The organism is Pantoea sp. Ft-CA_14, assembly GCF_024520875.1.
GTDB lineage: Bacteria > Pseudomonadota > Gammaproteobacteria > Enterobacterales > Enterobacteriaceae > Pantoea > Pantoea agglomerans.
Genome location: NZ_JALNPM010000001.1, coordinates 360,493 through 376,554 on the forward strand (window position 1 = coordinate 360,493; position 16,062 = coordinate 376,554).

A 16,062-nucleotide genomic window follows, 5' to 3' on the forward strand; every position below is an offset into this window, starting at 1 on the left:
GATGGCGTTCATCACCTGCCCGGAGTTCACGCATGAATCGTCCGCTACAGATTGGTCTTTTACTGTTCCCTGATGTCACTCAGCTCGACTTAACCGGCCCGTGGGAGGTGTTTGCGCGCACGCCTGGTGTCGAATGCCATCTCATCTGGAAAGATCTTCAGCCGGTGTGTTCCGATCGCGGCCTGTCGATATTGCCGACTACTACGTTTGCAGATTGCCCGCCACTGGATGTGATCTGTGTGCCTGGCGGGCCGGGACAGATCGCCCTGATGTCGGATGACGTCACGCTGAATTTCCTTCGCCAACAGGCCGATCAGGCGAAGTGGGTTACGTCGGTCTGTACCGGTTCGCTGGTGCTGGGGGCCGCCGGATTGCTAAAGGGATATCGTGCTACCTCGCACTGGAGCTCCATCGATCAGCTGGCACTGCTGGGCGCGGAGCCGGTCAGTGAGCGGGTGGTGCGCGACCGCAATCGTATCAGCGGCGCAGGCGTGACTTCTGGCATCGATTTTGCCCTGACGCTGGTGGCAGAAATTGCGGGTGACGCGGTGGCGAAAGCGGTTCAGCTGCAGATGGAATATGATCCTGAACCGCCATTTACCAGCGGTTCGCCGCATACCGCATCGCCACAGGAAGTGGAGCAGGCGCGGGCGAAAATGGCTGAGTTTCTTGCCACTCGTCGTGCGGCAACCGAACGAGCCGCCCTGCGACTACAGGCTGATTAGCTTACTGACGCCGGGGATGCGCAACAGCAGCAGTGACAGCGCCATTGAGAAGATTAACGTCAGGGCGATGACCAGCAGTTTATCGCCCAGCGTCTGGATGCGGATTGCCGCCGCCAGCAGGCCAAAAATCAGATAGTGCAGGATATAGACGCCGGTCATGGTCTTCCCCAGGGTCGTCAGAAACGGCGTCAGCCACTGGACTTTTTCCGGCAGGCGAATGGCATTAATGCTGATCACAATCAGCACCACCAGCAGATAAACCTGCGAGCCCGTCAGCACCACATCGTTATTGGTCGCCAGAAAGCGCGCAAGAAAGTAATGACGCTCATACAGCCAGGTAAAGAGATAAACCGCGGGCAGCAGCAGCAGGCTGATCTTTATCACTCTGGGTGATGTCAGCAACTGCATCACGCGCGGCGCGGCCATCAGCCGACCCGTGAGGTAGTAGAGCACCCAGGTCCAGATTCGGTATTGCGGCAGCAGCGAAAAGGCTCGCTGGCCCGGGTAGAGACTGGCGAGCAGGTCATAGGCAAAAGCTAACACCAGCAGCAGTAAAATCCCCGATGCCATCAGCCTAGGCCGCTGAATGAGTCGGTCAATCAGCGGATGCGACACATAAATCACAATCAGCGCAATTACAAACCACGGCTGAATCAGATAGCCCTTATGATGCATCCCGGCAAACCAGAAAAAGCTGAACCAGAAGATAAAAATCAGCAGAATGCGGCGAATTTTGCCGAGCTGCCACGCGGGCGTATGCAGCTCACCGGCGTCAATATAACCGCTGAGCAGAAAATAGAGCGGCGTGGCGATCGTCGAAACAAAACTCAGCACGTTCAGCGTCAGATTAATGTCGTAATGGTAGCTATCGTAGCTCTGGTAAAGCGTGAAAAACGAGACGGCGGTGATACAGGCCAGCGTCTTCAGCATTGCCAGTCCGCTCTTATTCACCGCGCGCCTCCCGGCCATGGAAGCAACGATAGATGACCGGCAGCACCAGCAGGGTCAATACTGTCGCGAACCCGAGTCCAAAAATAATGACCACCGCCATGCTCTGGAAAAAGACGTCGCGCAGCAGCGGCAGCAGGCCCAGCACCGTGGTGAAGGCGGTCAGCAGAATAGGATGCAGACGTGAGGTCGCCGCATCAATAATTGCCAGCTGCAGCGATTTCTCCTGCCGGAACAGCCTGATCTCCTCAATCAGCACGATCCCGTTACGGATCAGCATGCCCGACAGGCTCAGCAGCCCAATCAGCGCCATAAAGCCAAACGGAATACCGGTGAACAAAAAGCCACAGGTGACGCCAATCAGCGCCAGCGGCACGGTGATCCAGATAGCGACTGCGTCGCGCAGCGAGTTAAACATCAGCACGGTAATGATGAACATCGCCAGGAATCCCACCGGCAGCGAACTCAGCAGCCCGCTCTGTGCTTCACGTGAACTTTCCAGCTCACCTCCCCATTCAAGCCGGTAGCCCGCCGGGAGTTTAAGCTGGTCGATCTGTGGCTGAACCCGCGCCACCACTTGTGCGGAGGTTAACCCTGAAGCGGGATCGGGATCGGTCTGCACCGTCAGCACGCGCGTACGATCGCGGCGCATAATCAGCGGATTCTCCCACTCCAGCCGGAAGTCAGAAATCACATTGCTCAGGGGCACAAAGTGCTGCAGGGCGGCGCTCCACAGCTGAATATTCTCGATGTGATCGACACTCTGCCGCTCTTCATCAGCCGGATAGAGCATCACCGGCATCAGCCGCGAACCGTCACGGAAAATGCCCACCGCGTCACCGCTGAAATTCATTCTCAGCGCCTGATCGATGTCACGTTTATCGATACCCAGTTCCTGACCACGCAGCGCCGAATAGACCGGGCGGATCACTTTGCTGCGCTCCTGCCAGTCATTGCGCACCGGGAACGTTGAGCCATCCGCCAGGAAGATGGCATCCAGCTGGCTGCCGATGTGGCGCAGCACTTCGGGATCGGGGCCGATCACCCGCAGGGCAATGGCGCTGTCACTGGCGCTGCCAAACTGGATACGTTTGATGCGCTGATTCACCTGTGGGAAGTTCTGCTCAATATAGGCCTCGGTTTTCAGCGCCAGCGCATCAAGCTGTCGGCCATCCTTAACCCGCACCATAATCTGGGCGAAGTTGCTGTACTGCCGTGCCGCGTCATAGGTCAGGGTAAAGCGCAGAGCGCCCTGGCCCACCGTCGTGACCGTGGCTGCGACCTCAGGATCCTGATTAATGAACCGGGCAATATCCGCCGCCGTATTCGCGGTGTAATGAATATCGGTGCCATAGGGCAGCCAGAGATCGGTGAAAAAGACCGGCGTGCTGGAGGAGGGGAAAAAGTTCTGCTTCACCAGGGTAAAGCCATACAGCGACAGAGCCAGCAGTGCCACCATTACCGTCAGCGTGGTCAGGCGGAAACGCAGCAGGCCGCCCAGCGCCTGACGATAGAGCCGGAATACGATGCCCTGATAAGGCGTGGAGGGTTCGGTTTGCTCAGGCTGAGCCGTGCTGCGGCGCTTCTCACTCCAGTTGATAAATACCGGCGTTAAGGTCAGCGCCGTGACCCAGCTCAGCATCAGTGAAATCAGCAGCACCTGGAACAGTGATTTACAATATTCGCCGGTCGAATCCTGCGACAGGCCAATCGGTGCAAAGGCGAGAATTGCAATCACCGTGGCACCCAGCAGCGGCAGGGCAGTGCGCCGCACCATGCGGGCAATGGCCTGCTGTAAAGGGTGCCCGCGCTGATGATCGATTTTGACCCCTTCGACCACCACAATGGCATTGTCCACCAGCATGCTAAGCGAAATAATCAGCGCGCCCAGCGACACCCGCTGCAGCTCAAGTTTAAACAGGTACATGATCAGGAGTGTGCCAAGCACGTTAAGCGCCAGCGAGGCGGCAATCACCATGCCGCTGCGCAGGCCCATAAACAGCAGCAGCGTTCCCACCACAATCGCCAGCGCCATCAGGAAGTTGAGGATAAAGCCATCAACCGACTGTTTTACCTCATGCGCCTGGTTATAGAACACCTTCAGGCTGATACCGGCGGGTGTATCCTGCTGATAGTGCGCCATTCGGGCGGAAAGCGCGTCGCCAACATCAATCACATTGACGCCGGGCGCGAACGAAATGCCGATAGCCAGAGCCGCTTCACCGTCTGCAAAGTAGATATTGGCGGGATTGTCGGTAACGCCACGCGTCAGGGTGGCGATATCGCGCAGATGCACGTTCTGTGGGTTGCCAGCGGGCAGAATCGGCAGATTAGCCAGATCGTCCAGCGTCTGCAGTTCGCCGGTGGGATGAAAACGGATCGATTCGCTGTCGACCCGCAGCGTTCCGGCACTGGCAACGCTGTTATTCCGGCTCAGCAGATCGGCGACGCGCTGCGGCGTCATACCATAGGCGGTCATTTTGCTGGCGGAGAGAGCGATGCGGATCTCCTCCTGCTCGACGCCCGCTACTGCAACTTTAGCCACACCCGGCACCAGCACCAGATCGCGCCGCAGCTGATCGGCATAGTTGCGCAGTTCGCTGTTGGTAAAGTCTTTACCGTGGATGACGAAGAAGTAGCCGTAAACATCGCCGAAATCATCGTTAACCAGCGGGGCCTGAACGCCAGGCGGGAACTGCCGGGCCGCATCGCCGACCCGACGACGTAACTCATCCCAGATTTGCGGCAGCTGATCGGCCAGATAGCGGGTATGAATATTAACGGTAATCTGCGACAGGCCATTGCCAGAAATTGACGTGACATTGTCCAGCGACGGCAGGCGCTGCAGCGCATTCTCCAGCGGCAGCGTTACCTCCTCTTCAACCTGCTGTGCGGACGCGCCGGGATAGTGGGTGACAATTACCGCCGACTTAATGGTAAACAGCGGATCTTCGAGGCGGCCAATGTTGAGCAGCGCATAGATGCCGCCCACGCCCAGCAGCAGAATGACCATCCAGATGCGAATGGGTTTATCAAGAAAATGCTCCTGAATACGCATTATAACCCCCGCTCGCGCTGCCAGATGCGCACCGCTTCACCGTCACGCAACTCACCCACTCCGGCGGCAACGATACGGTCGCCCGGCTTTAGCCCGCTGATGATTTCAATGCCCTGGGCGGTGAGACGACCCACTTCGACAGGTCGATCTTTGATGCGCAGCGCCTCACCATCCTGCTCAACCAGCCAGACGTGCGGTTGATTGGTGGGGCTGCGATCGGGATTGAACACCGCCGCCGCAGGCACGACCAGACGCGGCTGGGCAGGGGCATTTGGCAGGTTATGCAGCCTGACGCGCACCGATCCGCTGAGGCCGGCAACGCCAGGGAGATCAGCCGGACGCGGCATGGTCAGCACCACCTGATAGGTCAGCGTGGCGGCATCCGTCTGGCTGGTATGCTCTTTGTATTGTGCGGTGAAAAAGCGGCCTGGCAGGGCGTTAAACTGCACCTCAGGCTGATAGTCAATATTCTGGATATCGAGGCTGCTGAAGAGGGTTTCGGGCAGCGTAAAGATGACGTCGAGCAGATCGGCACGGGTCAGTAGCGCAATGGGCTGTCCGGCGGCCACGACCTGATGATTACGCGCCTGTACCCTTGCAATCACGCCATCAAACGGCGCGCGAAGGCTAAGAAACTGTAACTCCTCCTGTGCGATTTTCAGCGCAGTCGCGGCGGCATCGCGATTAGCACGCTGCACATCCATTTCAGACTTTGAAACGGCGCTGCGCTGGGCCAGCGTATTGAAGCGCTGAAATTGTCGCTCCGCCAGTTGCAGTGCAGTCTGGCGGTCGCGTACCCGTAGTTTCGCATCTGCATCATTCAGGGTAGCGAGAAGCTGTCCCGCTTTCACGGGCGTTCCGTCACGAATATCAAGCTGTACCAGCTGGCCTGCCCGTTTAAACGCAAGATCGGTATTATCACCCGCCTGAATACGCGCAGGAAATATCCGGATATTTTGAGCGATGTCCGACTCAAGGGTGAAAACTTTAATTACGCGGGGCGGGGGAGCATCCGGTTCTTTTTTTTCATCGCACGCTGTCATAAAAAAACAACAGAGCAAAATGAGGATAACCTTGCGTTTAATCATTTTCTTCGCCTTAACATCAGCTTTTAAACTGCGGTTTGATAAGCATTAAGGCGTAATAAACCCTGATGCTTATCGCGACCGGGATAAACTTATTTTTAATCTTCGTCATATAAGTTTAACGAAGCGGCAGGGCCGCTTCGCCTGAATCGGCTTACGCCGCCATCTGAGAGACCACCAGCCAGGTCAGTAAGCCCACCAGAGTCGTTGCGGCGACCGCGAGAATAACGAAACCGCAAAGCATGATAATGCTCTGTTTTTTCATCAGAGTTTCCTTTTGCGAGCCAGAGTATAAACCGATGCACACTGCATCAGCATACTTAAACCTTAGCTAAACAAAAACAACGTTGTCATTCTCATAATATAGGTTAGATTTAATTTAGCCATTTTATGTTATTCGTCAGACGTTTCTTACGTAAATATGATATCGGTCATTACCTGCAGGAGGGGCTGCCTGCAAAATGCATGTCTTTTAATTGCGCCTTTATTTCATCGCTAAATGGCACGAGGTTTATATATGCTAAATAATGATAAGCAGGATAAAGCGTTAGCTTTATCTGAGCGCCCCTGGTATCAGCGTAGTGTGGCAGAGATATTCTCCGAACTGCAGAGCTCCTCAGCAGGATTATCCACCGCCACTGCGCAGGAACGCCTGCAGAAACACGGTCCCAATGCCCTTCCGCAAAAAGCTGAGAAATCGGCTCTGCTCAAATTCATCGCGCATTTTAAAGATGTGCTGATCTATATTCTGCTGGCCGCGGCGGTGATCACCGCGATCATGGGTCACTGGGTCGATACCTTTGTCATTATCGGCGTGGCTGTTATCAACGCCCTGATCGGCTTTATTCAGGAGAATAATGCCGAGAAGTCACTGAAAAGTATTCAGAACATGCTCGCCAGTGAAGCGATGCTGGTGCGGGATGGCAAACAGGTCACGGTCGCGACGCGCGATATTGTGGTCGGTGACGTGGTGATGTTACGCCCGGGCGATAAAATCCCGGCTGATCTGCGACTGTTTGAGGTCAATAATCTGCGGGTTGAAGAGGCGATTCTCACCGGGGAGTCGACGGTGGTGTCGAAGAACACCAATACGCTGAGCGGTGAAAAATCGCTGGGCGACCGTCTGAACCTGGCTTTTTCAGGCACTACCGTCAGCTCCGGCACCGCCGCAGGCGTGGTGATCGCCAGCGGCGGTGATACTGAGCTGGGCCATATCAACGAAATGATCAGCGGCATAAAAGAGGTTAAAACCCCGCTGCTGGTGCAGATCGACAAACTCGGTAAAGCGATCTTTTTCATCATCCTGCTGATGATGGTCGCCCTGTTTATCTTCGGCTATCTGCTGCGTGACATTCCACTGGGCGAGTTGTCGCTGTCCGTCATCAGCCTGGCGGTTGCTGCGGTTCCGGAAGGTCTGCCTGCCATTATCTCTATCATCCTGTCGCTGGGCGTGCAGTCGATGGCACGCACCCAGGCGATTATCCGTAAGCTGCCGACTGTTGAAACACTGGGCGCGATGTCGGTGATCTGCTCCGATAAAACCGGCACGCTCACCATGAATGAGATGACGGTGAAAGCGGTGGTGCTGGCGAAGAGCCGCTGGCGCGTCAGCGGAAACAGCTATGAACCCAAAGGGGAGATTGTTGCTGAGCAGGGCGACGCAAGTGGACTCTCTGCGGCACAGGATCCGCTCTTTCAGCAGTTCCTGCATGCGGTAGACACCTGTAATGAAAGCCAGCTGCGTCAGGAAAGTCAGGGTCACTGGACGATTGTTGGCGGCCCGACTGAAGGCGCGCTGAAGGTGCTGGCGGCGAAGGGCCAGACGACACCTCAGCCGGTTGAGGTGGTGAGCAAGCTGCCGTTCGATTCCCTCTATAAATATATGTCGGTCAGCTGTGTTGCCAACGGCGAATCTTATGTGCTGCTGACCGGTGCGCCAGACGTGCTGCTGACGCTGTGTCAACAGCAGCAAACGCCGGAGGGTGCAGAGCCGATAGACCGTGCGTACTGGGATGCCGCCATCACCACCTACGCCAGCGAAGGGCTGCGCACCGTTGCCGCCGCCTGGAAGAGAACCTCTGCACCCGTTACCGCGCTGGATCATGCCGATCTGAAAAGTGACATGGTGCTGCTGGGTCTGGCCTGTATGATGGATCCCCCACGTCCCGAGGCGATTGCCGCCATTGACGAGTGCCAGAAAGCGGGCATTCGCGTCAAAATGATCACCGGCGACCATCAGGAAACCGCAATGGCGATTGGTCAGATGCTGGGAATCGGCAACAGCCAGGCTGCTATCACTGGCTACCAGCTTGAACACATGAGTGACGCCGAACTGGCCGACGCGGCAAAAACCTATGACATTTTTGCCCGCACCAGCCCGGAACACAAACTGCGTCTGGTGAAAGCGCTGGAAGCGAGCGGCGAGATCGTCGGCATGACCGGCGACGGCGTCAACGATGCTCCGGCGCTGAAACAGGCCAACGTCGGTATTGCGATGGGTATTAAAGGCACCGAGGTGACAAAAGAGGCGGCCGATATGATTCTGGCCGACGATAACTTTGCCACCATCGCTGCGGCAGTCAAAGAGGGACGTCGGGTTTACGACAACCTCAAGAAAACCATTCTGTTTATCATGCCCACCAACCTGGCGCAGGGTCTGCTGATTATTATCGCGATTCTGATGGGCAATCTGCTGCCGTTAACCCCGGTACAGATTCTGTGGATGAACATGGCAACGTCAGCCACGCTGTCGTTTGGTCTGGCGTTCGAGCCTGCTGAAGCGAATGCGATGCGCCGGCCACCGCGCAATGTCAAAGCGCACGTGATGGACGCTTACGCCATCTGGCGCGTGGTGTTTGTCGGTCTGCTGATTTCAATCAGTGCCTTTGTGCTGGAAGCCTGGCTGCAACCGCGTGGCTACAGTGCCGAGTTTATCCGTACCGTGCTGCTGCAGATGCTGGTCACCGCGCAGTGGGCCTATATGCTTAACTGCCGTAATTCAGATGGCTTCTCACTGGATCGCGGTCTGCTGAAAAATCGCGGTATCTGGCTGGTGACGCTGGTACTGATTGTCCTTCAGGCGATCATTATTTATGTGCCATTAATGAACACGCTGTTTGGTACCCGTCCACTGCCGATTAACTACTGGCTGATTTCGCTGATTGTCAGTATCGCAATCTTCATCATAGTTGAGATTGAAAAACGCCTCACCCGCGCATGGCGGGTGAAGACGCCATCACTGAGTTAATTCTGTCTCCGGGTCCTGCTGCGGATAGCTCGCCAGCAGGACCTTTTTAATCAGATAGGTCAGTGGAATAGCCAGTATCCCGCCCGTAATCCCCAGCAACGCCTGCCAGAACAGAAACGCCAGCAGCTGCGTGGTCAGCGCCAGATTGAGTCGCTTCCCAATCAGCAATGGTTCGATCACCGAACTCAGACAGAGGTTCAGCACCACAAAGAATCCAGCTACCGCCAGCGCGATCTGTAAATCAAACATGATGTAACTCTGGATCACCGGCGGAATCGCGGCCAGAAAGGAGCCAAGCACCGGCACGTAATTAAAGATGAACATCAGCACGCCCCAGAAAAAGGCAAACTTCAGCCCGATCAGATGCGCGCCGACGCCCACGATTAACCCGCCCAGAATACTGGTCAGTGTTTTCACTCTGGCATACACAATCACGCTCTGAATTCCCTCCTGCAGCGCCAGATAAAAGGCCTGATGTTTTCCCTTTACCCGCTGTTGCAGTGCAGCTTTCAGCAGCGGCATCTCATAGAGCATAAACAGCAGCATCAGGAACACCATGATCCACCATGAGATGACGCCAGGGATTTGCGTCAGAAACGCGGTGACGATGCGCACTATCGCACCTGCATCCACAAAGGTCAGCAACTGGTCGGGCGTCATACCGATATCAAGCCGGGCAAAGGCCAGCGTCAGCTGTTCAAGCCGGGCCGCCAGCAGCACGGGCGCCTGGCGGCTGAGCTGCATTAAATCGGGCGTCAGCACGGTTAACTTGAGGATAGTGACCACCATGATCAACAGCATCAGCATAATCACCAGCAGTGACGAGACGATGCGCGGTATGCGTTTGTTTTCCAGCCGGGTAATCAGGGGATCAAGCATGATGGCCAGTAACATCGCCAGCAGAACCTGATTGATCAGCGGTGCTGCCAGATAAAGGCCGGTCAGAATAATGGTCATACAGGCGAGGATAAACAGCACGCGTGCCAGTGGCGGCCAGAGGGTGAACCAGCTCAGTCCCATGATTGGGCTCCTTCAGCAAAGATAAGCTGCAGTATAGATGAGGCTTAAGCTTCAGTGCTTTGCGTCAGGTCAGAGGGGGAAAGGCTTCTCGCAGGGCTTAAGAGACGATCATTGGTGGCTTCCGGCCCTTGTTCAACGCACGAATGCGCGACCAAAAGCTATGCGGATAGTTTATTTACGATCCGGTTTCAGCCGACGATCAAACCGGAACGGAATGGCCTCAGCCTGTTGAACTATCCGGAAGAACTCGGGATGTTCAGGATTTAACAGATAGTTATATTCTACAGGGGAGAGGGCACTGGGAACACGCAACGCAACAGCATCGCAGGCAGAGCACCAGGCGTCTCCATAGTCAGCCAGTTCTGCCGGTGCGTCTTCATCAGCCCAGTTTGCAGGCAACTCAGTGATATCAGCGGTCTGAATCAACGCATCGGGAACATCGATGCGCAGAAGTGTGAAAGCATCCAGGATGTGTGCTGAGTGCAGATGGACCAGTGTTTCCAGCAAAGTCAGTGATGCTGTTTCAGAAACATAAACCATGGAGATGCCGATGCTGTTCCAGCGGCCGCCCGCCTCTTTTGCGCCAAATCCCGTCCAGGCTGTTGAAAGATACTTTGTCTTGGTCAGCCTGTAGAGAATCAAGAGTAAACTCCGTGCTCCAGGCGCGTGATTAATTTCATGACCTCGTAAGCCCCGGTTTCAGACGCCATCAGTTCTGCGGGCATTTTCCAGCTCAGCGCCCTGTTAGGCTCATTCAACCATTTTTGCGCTTCATCCTTATCACCTTCGAACAGTTCAACTGCGCGATCAATGACACGGATAATACGTACCAGTCGTTCACTTTGTTCAGCGCTGAATTTCGCTTTCACGCTTCGGCTGAATGTCGTGGAGGGAATACCGGACATTTTGCGCAGGTCGTTTTGCGTAATCTTCGCCCAGTTGACGATCAGGTGAGCTACGTTGCCATCAAGGCCTTCATTAATCTGGCCCAGCAGGGCGACACCATCAGCGTTGTTCAGGCCTGCGGCCTGCCATAAGCGTGGCGGCCTGGTTTTGTTCGCAGAAAAGCTGAATGTTTTCATCTGTCACCTCCAATTGGTCATTTAACTATAACCATTTGGTGGGAGGGGCGCAAATTTCAGGATCTGATAAATCAGGAAAGCCGGTCACTCTGAACCTTTCAGGGTCATGTGTCAGATCAAGTCGCGACTCACACATATTCATAAGTTTCATTAATGGGTGAACTGGCTGCCGGAAAAGGGGTTACGTCTGCACAAATAGCACTGGCATGGTTGCTGGCACAAAAATCGTGGATTGTTCCCATCCCCGGCACTACTAAACTGCACCGGCTGGATGAAAACCTGGGTGCTGCCGACATCACGCTTTCACAGGACGACGTGCGGCAGATAGAAGAGGCGCTTGAAACGATAGAAATCGTCGGCGAGCGTTACTCCCCTGAGCATCAGGCTCGTGTGGGCCGTTAAGATTCAGGCGGGTCTGCATCGAATTGCAGACCCGCTATTCCGGGTGCTGTTTACGGCTCGGATAACAGAGATAATAACCGGGAAATGCAGGGCACCAATCCTGCAGAATCTGAATTAGCTTTCCGGATTTTACATGCTCCCTGATCGTATCTTCAGGAACACAGGCAATACCAAAACCCGATAATACGGCATCGATTCTTTCTGACAGAAAATTAAACGTGACCTGTCCTTCAACTCTGACACGTAACGATTTTCCTTCCTTCACGAACTTCCAATGATAAAAGTTTTAATTTCGGCCATACGAGAGTTTGAGCTGCATGCTCCCCTGCGGATAAACGGATATTGCCAGAGAGCGTTCCATTGAGTTGAACCTGAAATTCATGCTCCTGCTCAAGATCGGCAATACGTGGCTCAGATAGGCCTGATTACATAACGCGAGATTAAAACGGCGTGCCTGACGTGCCGAACATGTCTGGGCCTATGCCTTTCACGCGCCGTCGAAACGGTGTTTTATCTGAGAAGGTCATGGTGAGGGGCGAGTTCCATTTCCAGGCGAGCCCCAGGCATAAGAAAGCCTTTATCTGGCGGACAAATCAGTCTATCTTTAAGGAAATGATCATTCTCTAATGGTGTTTGTGATGAACGATAACCGTTATAAAGAGCGGGGACGACCGCGGGCGTTTGATACCGATGCGGCACTGGACAGCGCAATGCTGGTATTCCGGCAAAAGGGCTATCACGCCACTTCGATCGGCGATTTGGGCCATGCTATGCAGCTCACTACCGGCAGCATCTATAAAGCTTTTACCGACAAGCGCACGCTGTTTGCAAACGTCTTTGCTCGCTATCTCTCAATGCGCAACAGCAGTTTAGCCGCGCGGCTGGCGCAATGTGAAAATGGCCGTGAGCAACTGGCGGCGCTACTCAATTTTTATGTGGATTCAGTGCGCGATGTCGAAGGTGAGCGCGGCTGTCTGGTGGCTGTCAGCGCCGTGGAGCTGCAAACTCTGGATGAGGAACTTGCCGGAGCCGTCAGCGCGGCGCTGATACGCAACCAGCAGAATCTGCAGCAGATAATCAGCCTGGGTCAGCAGGATGGTTCGGTCAATCCTGCACTGGACAGAGACGCCACCGCTTCGCTAATGCTTTGCATTGTTCTGGGGATGCGGGTGGCCGGTAAAGTTGCTGCGACCCGGCCCGATGCCAGCATCATCCCCCTGGCGCTGAAGTTACTCGACTAAATTTTTTACTCATTAAGGAAGTGATCGTTTCCTTATTGTCCGGAGGTTTTATGCACGTATATCCACTCTACCAGCACCATTTTATTAACATTGACTCGCAGCGGCTACACTACCTCAGCGCAGGCAGTGAACACGCTGAGGCTGTGGTTTTGCTCGCGGGTTTCCCGCAAAGCAGTTATGCCTGGCGGGAGGTTATTCCCTTGCTTGCCAGCCGCTTTCATGTGATCGCACCCGACCTGCCAGGGCAGGGTGATTCTGACTTTCCAGCCAGTGGTTACGACACTGACAGCGTGGCAGAGCGCATACTGGCGCTGCTGAACCAGCTGGGTATCAAACGCTTTCATCTGGCCGGGCATGATATCGGGGCGTGGGTCGCCTGGTCACTGGCGGCAGGCCATCCCGAAAAGGTCAGCCGTCTCGCGCTGCTGGATGGCGGCATTCCCGGTATCACGCTGCCTGACTTACTGCCAATGGTGGGTGATAGCGTCTGGAAAACCTGGCATTTTGGATTTCACTGTGTGGATGATTTACCGGAAGCGCTGATCACTGGCAGAGAGGCGATCTACCTCGACTGGTTTTTTAACCGTAAGTCAGCCAATCCACATCGCATAGATGCGGCGGCCCGTCATGAATATCTGCGCGTTTTTCAGCAGCCCGGGGCCTTGCGGGCCGGACTGGCTTTTTACCGCGCTTTTGCACAGTCGGCAGAGCAGAATCGACAGCGCGCGTTAAAAGGCAAACTGGCTTTACCGCTGCTGGCTGTCAGTGCCGACCAGGGATCGATACCCGATATGGCCACCCCACTGCGCACCGTAGCGCATCAGGTGAGCAGTGAAACTGTTCTCAACTGCGGCCATTTTATTCCCGACGAACAACCCGAGAAATTAGCGGAAATACTGGCAGACTTCTTTATTCCCTCTCCGGATAAAAGCGAAATATCACCTCAGTGACAGTAGGGAAAGTAATGTCGTGTGGCGGATTATTAATATTATTGCTGATCCGCTGTTATCTCATACAGGTTTCCAATAAATAACACTATCTTATTGATTTTTAAGTATGTAGAGCAGGCTGTTGCGCGTTGCTTTCTGTCGCGTGCTGTGAATAAATAAACGGTCATCAACGTCCGTCATCAGGATGAGATTAAAATAGCGGTCGGCAGCAGAGTGCCGATCGCATATTGCCGGGGCTGCTATGAATCAGGAAAAAGCACGACTGGCCGGGGAAATAAAAGCCAGAGTTAGTGAACTTGAATCGCAGTTAGTGGCGATTCGACGTGATATCCATGCGCATCCGGAATTAGGCTTTGATACGCTGCGCACCGCCAGTCTGGTCACAGAGTATTTGCAGGCGCTGGGACTTAATCCCCGCACCGGCGTTGGCCGCAGCGGTGTTGTGGTGGACATCGACGGTGCAGAGCCGGGTAAGACCCTGCTGTTGCGCGCCGACATGGACGCGTTGCCGATCCATGAGCAGACCGGTTTACCGTTTGCCAGCCGCTATCCCGGAAAAATGCACGCCTGTGGGCATGATATTCACACCGCAACGATGCTGGGTGTCGCAACGATCCTGCCGCACTATCGTCAGCAGCTCAAAGGCCGGGTCCGGCTGATATTCCAGCCCGCGGAAGAGACGCCAGAAAGTGGCGCTGAGGCGATGATTGCGGACGGTGCGGCAGATGGCATCGACTGGGCCGTGACCCTGCATAACAAGCCTGAACTGGCTGCGGGAGAAGTCGCCCTGACGCGCGGGGCCAGCACTGCCTCCAGCGATGAACTCGACGTTACGGTGCATGGCGTATCGACCCACGCGGCACGTCCTCACATGGGCACCGATCCGATCATCGCGACCGTGCATCTCATCAGCCAGCTACAGACCCTCATCTCGCGTGAACGCGATCCCGCTCACTCCGCCGTATTAACCATCGGGCACATTCAGGGTGGTACCACCCACAATATCATTCCCGATAGCTGCCTGTTTCAGGGCACCATCCGTACTAAGTCGCCGGAAGTACGCGCTGCTATGGAAACCTCGTTTAAACGGATGTGCGAAGGGGTGGCGCTGGCGCAAAACGTGCGGGTGGAGGTTAACTTCCAGCGTGGCGTGCCGCCTCTGATGAATGACGATCGTTTGATCGATTCACTGGAACAGATTCTGTCGCATCAGTTTGATAAGCCCATCATCGCGCAGCCCAGCGCCAGCTTTGGTGCCGAAGATTTTTCACTGTTCACGGAACGGGTACCGGGCTGCCAGATTCATATTGGATCGGCCACGCCGGGCCGTGACGATCACCTGCATAACTCCGACTATCAGCCGGACGAACGCAGCATTACCGCCGGGACGCAGGCGCTGACCCGCCTTGCAATTGATTTACTCTCTTAATAATAAATAAATGAGGTTTATATGATGATGCGTAACCGCCTGTTCACGGCTTCTCTGACCGTGGCACTGCTCGCCACTTCCGCGTTGAGCCAGGCGAAAGATTTCGGCACCCTGAAGTTTGCGACTGAAGCGGCTTATCCTCCGTTCAACCAGACCACACCGAGCGGCAAAATCGTCGGCTATGAGCCGGATATGGTGGCGGAGCTGGCTAAACGTGCTGGCTTTAAATATGAAATCATCGCCCAGAAATGGTCGGGCATGATCCCAGGTCTTATCGACGGTAAATATGATGCGGTGATCGATGCGGTGACCGTAACGCCAAAACGTGCTGAAGCGATCGATTTTACCCATCAGTACACCGTCAGTGTCTCCAGCTTTGTGACTGCGAAAAAAAGCCCGCTGGCTACGCTGCCAGGCAGCGGCACGATTGTGACGGCGGATGATGACGCCGGCATGAAAAAAGCGATCGACGATCTGAAAACCACCTTCAAAGGGAAAACCATCGCGGTGCAGGTCGCCACCATTCAGGCGGATTTCCTGCAGAAATACCTGGGCGACGTTGCCACTATCCGCACCTATCAGGCGGGTCCTGAAACCTTTGCCGACCTGATGAATGGCCGGGTGGATGCCGTCATGGCTTCTCGTACTAACCTCAACGCCTTTGTGAAAAAACATGCTGAGGCAATCAGCAGCAGCGGCTATGGCTTCTCCGGTGGCGTGCTCGGCGCAGGCTCGGCGATTGGTCTGCGTAAAGGCAACAGTGAGCTACAGCAGGTGCTGAATCAGGCGCTGGACTCCATGATCAAAGATGGGACGCTGAGCAAACTGTCGATCAAATGGTTTGGCGAAGATGTCGCGCCGAAAGCGTAACCGCT

The 16,062-nt window shown here is 55.1% G+C and carries 12 protein-coding genes and 2 pseudogenes; 7 read left to right on the forward strand and 7 right to left on the reverse strand.

The window, feature by feature from the left end; all coding sequences use genetic code 11:
• The first annotated feature begins 32 nt into the window (after positions 1–32).
• Positions 33–725, forward strand: a complete 693-nt coding sequence (locus NR195_RS01755; RefSeq protein WP_064690945.1) for a DJ-1/PfpI family protein — start codon at positions 33–35, stop codon at positions 723–725.
• On the opposite strand, the gene NR195_RS01760 is transcribed toward NR195_RS01755, so the two are convergent.
• The 3 genes from NR195_RS01760 to NR195_RS01770 are packed head-to-tail and all read right to left on the reverse strand — an operon-like array spanning position 711 to position 5,819.
• Positions 711–1,676, reverse strand: coding sequence for an acyltransferase family protein (locus NR195_RS01760; protein ID WP_256843977.1), 966 nt, complete (start codon positions 1,674–1,676; stop codon positions 711–713). The two genes, NR195_RS01755 and NR195_RS01760, sit on opposite strands and share 15 nt — an antisense overlap.
• Positions 1,669–4,731, reverse strand: a complete 3,063-nt coding sequence (locus NR195_RS01765; protein ID WP_256843978.1) for an efflux RND transporter permease subunit — start codon at positions 4,729–4,731, stop codon at positions 1,669–1,671. Before NR195_RS01765 ends, NR195_RS01760 begins: the two co-directional genes overlap by 8 nt.
• Positions 4,731–5,819: an efflux RND transporter periplasmic adaptor subunit gene (locus NR195_RS01770; RefSeq protein ID WP_256843979.1), complete on the reverse strand. Its 1,089-nt coding sequence runs from the start codon at positions 5,817–5,819 to the stop codon at positions 4,731–4,733. The genes NR195_RS01765 and NR195_RS01770 overlap by 1 nt, the downstream gene beginning before the upstream one ends.
• Positions 5,820–6,333: 514 nt before the next feature.
• Between NR195_RS01770 and NR195_RS01775 the strand changes: the two genes are divergently transcribed.
• Positions 6,334–9,063 carry a cation-transporting P-type ATPase gene (locus NR195_RS01775; protein ID WP_256843980.1) on the forward strand — a complete coding sequence of 910 codons (2,730 nt, stop codon included), beginning with the start codon at positions 6,334–6,336 and terminating at the stop codon, positions 9,061–9,063.
• On the opposite strand, the gene NR195_RS01780 is transcribed toward NR195_RS01775, so the two are convergent.
• From NR195_RS01780 to NR195_RS01790, 3 genes are all read right to left on the reverse strand, one after another.
• The gene (locus NR195_RS01780; protein ID WP_256843981.1) at positions 9,052–10,083 is read right to left on the reverse strand and encodes an AI-2E family transporter; all 1,032 of its coding nucleotides are present in this window, start codon (positions 10,081–10,083) and stop codon (positions 9,052–9,054) included. The two genes, NR195_RS01775 and NR195_RS01780, sit on opposite strands and share 12 nt — an antisense overlap.
• A gap of 171 nt (positions 10,084–10,254) precedes the next feature.
• On the reverse strand, positions 10,255–10,725 hold the full coding sequence (locus tag NR195_RS01785) for an RES family NAD+ phosphorylase (RefSeq protein ID WP_033760865.1): 471 nt from the start codon (positions 10,723–10,725) through the stop codon (positions 10,255–10,257).
• Positions 10,722–11,165, reverse strand: coding sequence for an antitoxin Xre/MbcA/ParS toxin-binding domain-containing protein (locus NR195_RS01790; protein ID WP_033760867.1), 444 nt, complete (start codon positions 11,163–11,165; stop codon positions 10,722–10,724). The genes NR195_RS01785 and NR195_RS01790 overlap by 4 nt, the downstream gene beginning before the upstream one ends.
• A 144-nt stretch (positions 11,166–11,309) precedes the next feature.
• Here NR195_RS01790 and NR195_RS01795 point away from each other — a divergent pair.
• A pseudogene (locus NR195_RS01795) lies at positions 11,310–11,567 on the forward strand (aldo/keto reductase); the annotation flags it as partial.
• 34 nt (positions 11,568–11,601) lie between these two features.
• Here the strand turns inward: NR195_RS01795 and NR195_RS01800 are convergent.
• A pseudogene (locus NR195_RS01800) lies at positions 11,602–11,980 on the reverse strand (LysR substrate-binding domain-containing protein); the annotation flags it as partial.
• 213 nt (positions 11,981–12,193) lie between these two features.
• Between NR195_RS01800 and NR195_RS01805 the strand changes: the two are divergent.
• From NR195_RS01805 to NR195_RS01820, 4 genes are all read left to right on the forward strand, one after another.
• Entirely contained in the window at positions 12,194–12,808 is a 615-nt protein-coding gene (locus NR195_RS01805) for a TetR/AcrR family transcriptional regulator (protein ID WP_122889524.1), read from the forward strand.
• A 50-nt stretch (positions 12,809–12,858) separates the two neighbouring features.
• Positions 12,859–13,758, forward strand: coding sequence for an alpha/beta fold hydrolase (locus NR195_RS01810; protein ID WP_256843982.1), 900 nt, complete (start codon positions 12,859–12,861; stop codon positions 13,756–13,758).
• Positions 13,759–13,999: 241 nt separating this feature from the next.
• Positions 14,000–15,187, forward strand: a complete 1,188-nt coding sequence (locus tag NR195_RS01815) for a M20 family metallopeptidase (RefSeq protein ID WP_256843983.1) — start codon at positions 14,000–14,002, stop codon at positions 15,185–15,187.
• A 21-nt stretch (positions 15,188–15,208) separates the two neighbouring features.
• Entirely contained in the window at positions 15,209–16,057 is an 849-nt protein-coding gene (locus NR195_RS01820; RefSeq protein WP_176442686.1) for a transporter substrate-binding domain-containing protein, read from the forward strand.
• Positions 16,058–16,062 lie beyond the last annotated feature (5 nt).

Coding starts and splice junctions, on each gene's coding strand:
- NR195_RS01815 (WP_256843983.1), top strand. CDS start 14,000: ATGAATCAGGAAAAAGCACGACTGGCCGGGGAAATAAAAGCCAGAGTT.
- NR195_RS01770 (WP_256843979.1), bottom strand. CDS start 5,819: ATGATTAAACGCAAGGTTATCCTCATTTTGCTCTGTTGTTTTTTTATG.
- NR195_RS01765 (WP_256843978.1), bottom strand. CDS start 4,731: ATGCGTATTCAGGAGCATTTTCTTGATAAACCCATTCGCATCTGGATG.
- NR195_RS01810 (WP_256843982.1), top strand. CDS start 12,859: ATGCACGTATATCCACTCTACCAGCACCATTTTATTAACATTGACTCG.
- NR195_RS01755 (WP_064690945.1), top strand. CDS start 33: ATGAATCGTCCGCTACAGATTGGTCTTTTACTGTTCCCTGATGTCACT.
- NR195_RS01790 (WP_033760867.1), bottom strand. CDS start 11,165: ATGAAAACATTCAGCTTTTCTGCGAACAAAACCAGGCCGCCACGCTTA.
- NR195_RS01775 (WP_256843980.1), top strand. CDS start 6,334: ATGCTAAATAATGATAAGCAGGATAAAGCGTTAGCTTTATCTGAGCGC.
- NR195_RS01820 (WP_176442686.1), top strand. CDS start 15,209: ATGATGATGCGTAACCGCCTGTTCACGGCTTCTCTGACCGTGGCACTG.
- NR195_RS01780 (WP_256843981.1), bottom strand. CDS start 10,083: ATGGGACTGAGCTGGTTCACCCTCTGGCCGCCACTGGCACGCGTGCTG.
- NR195_RS01805 (WP_122889524.1), top strand. CDS start 12,194: ATGGTGTTTGTGATGAACGATAACCGTTATAAAGAGCGGGGACGACCG.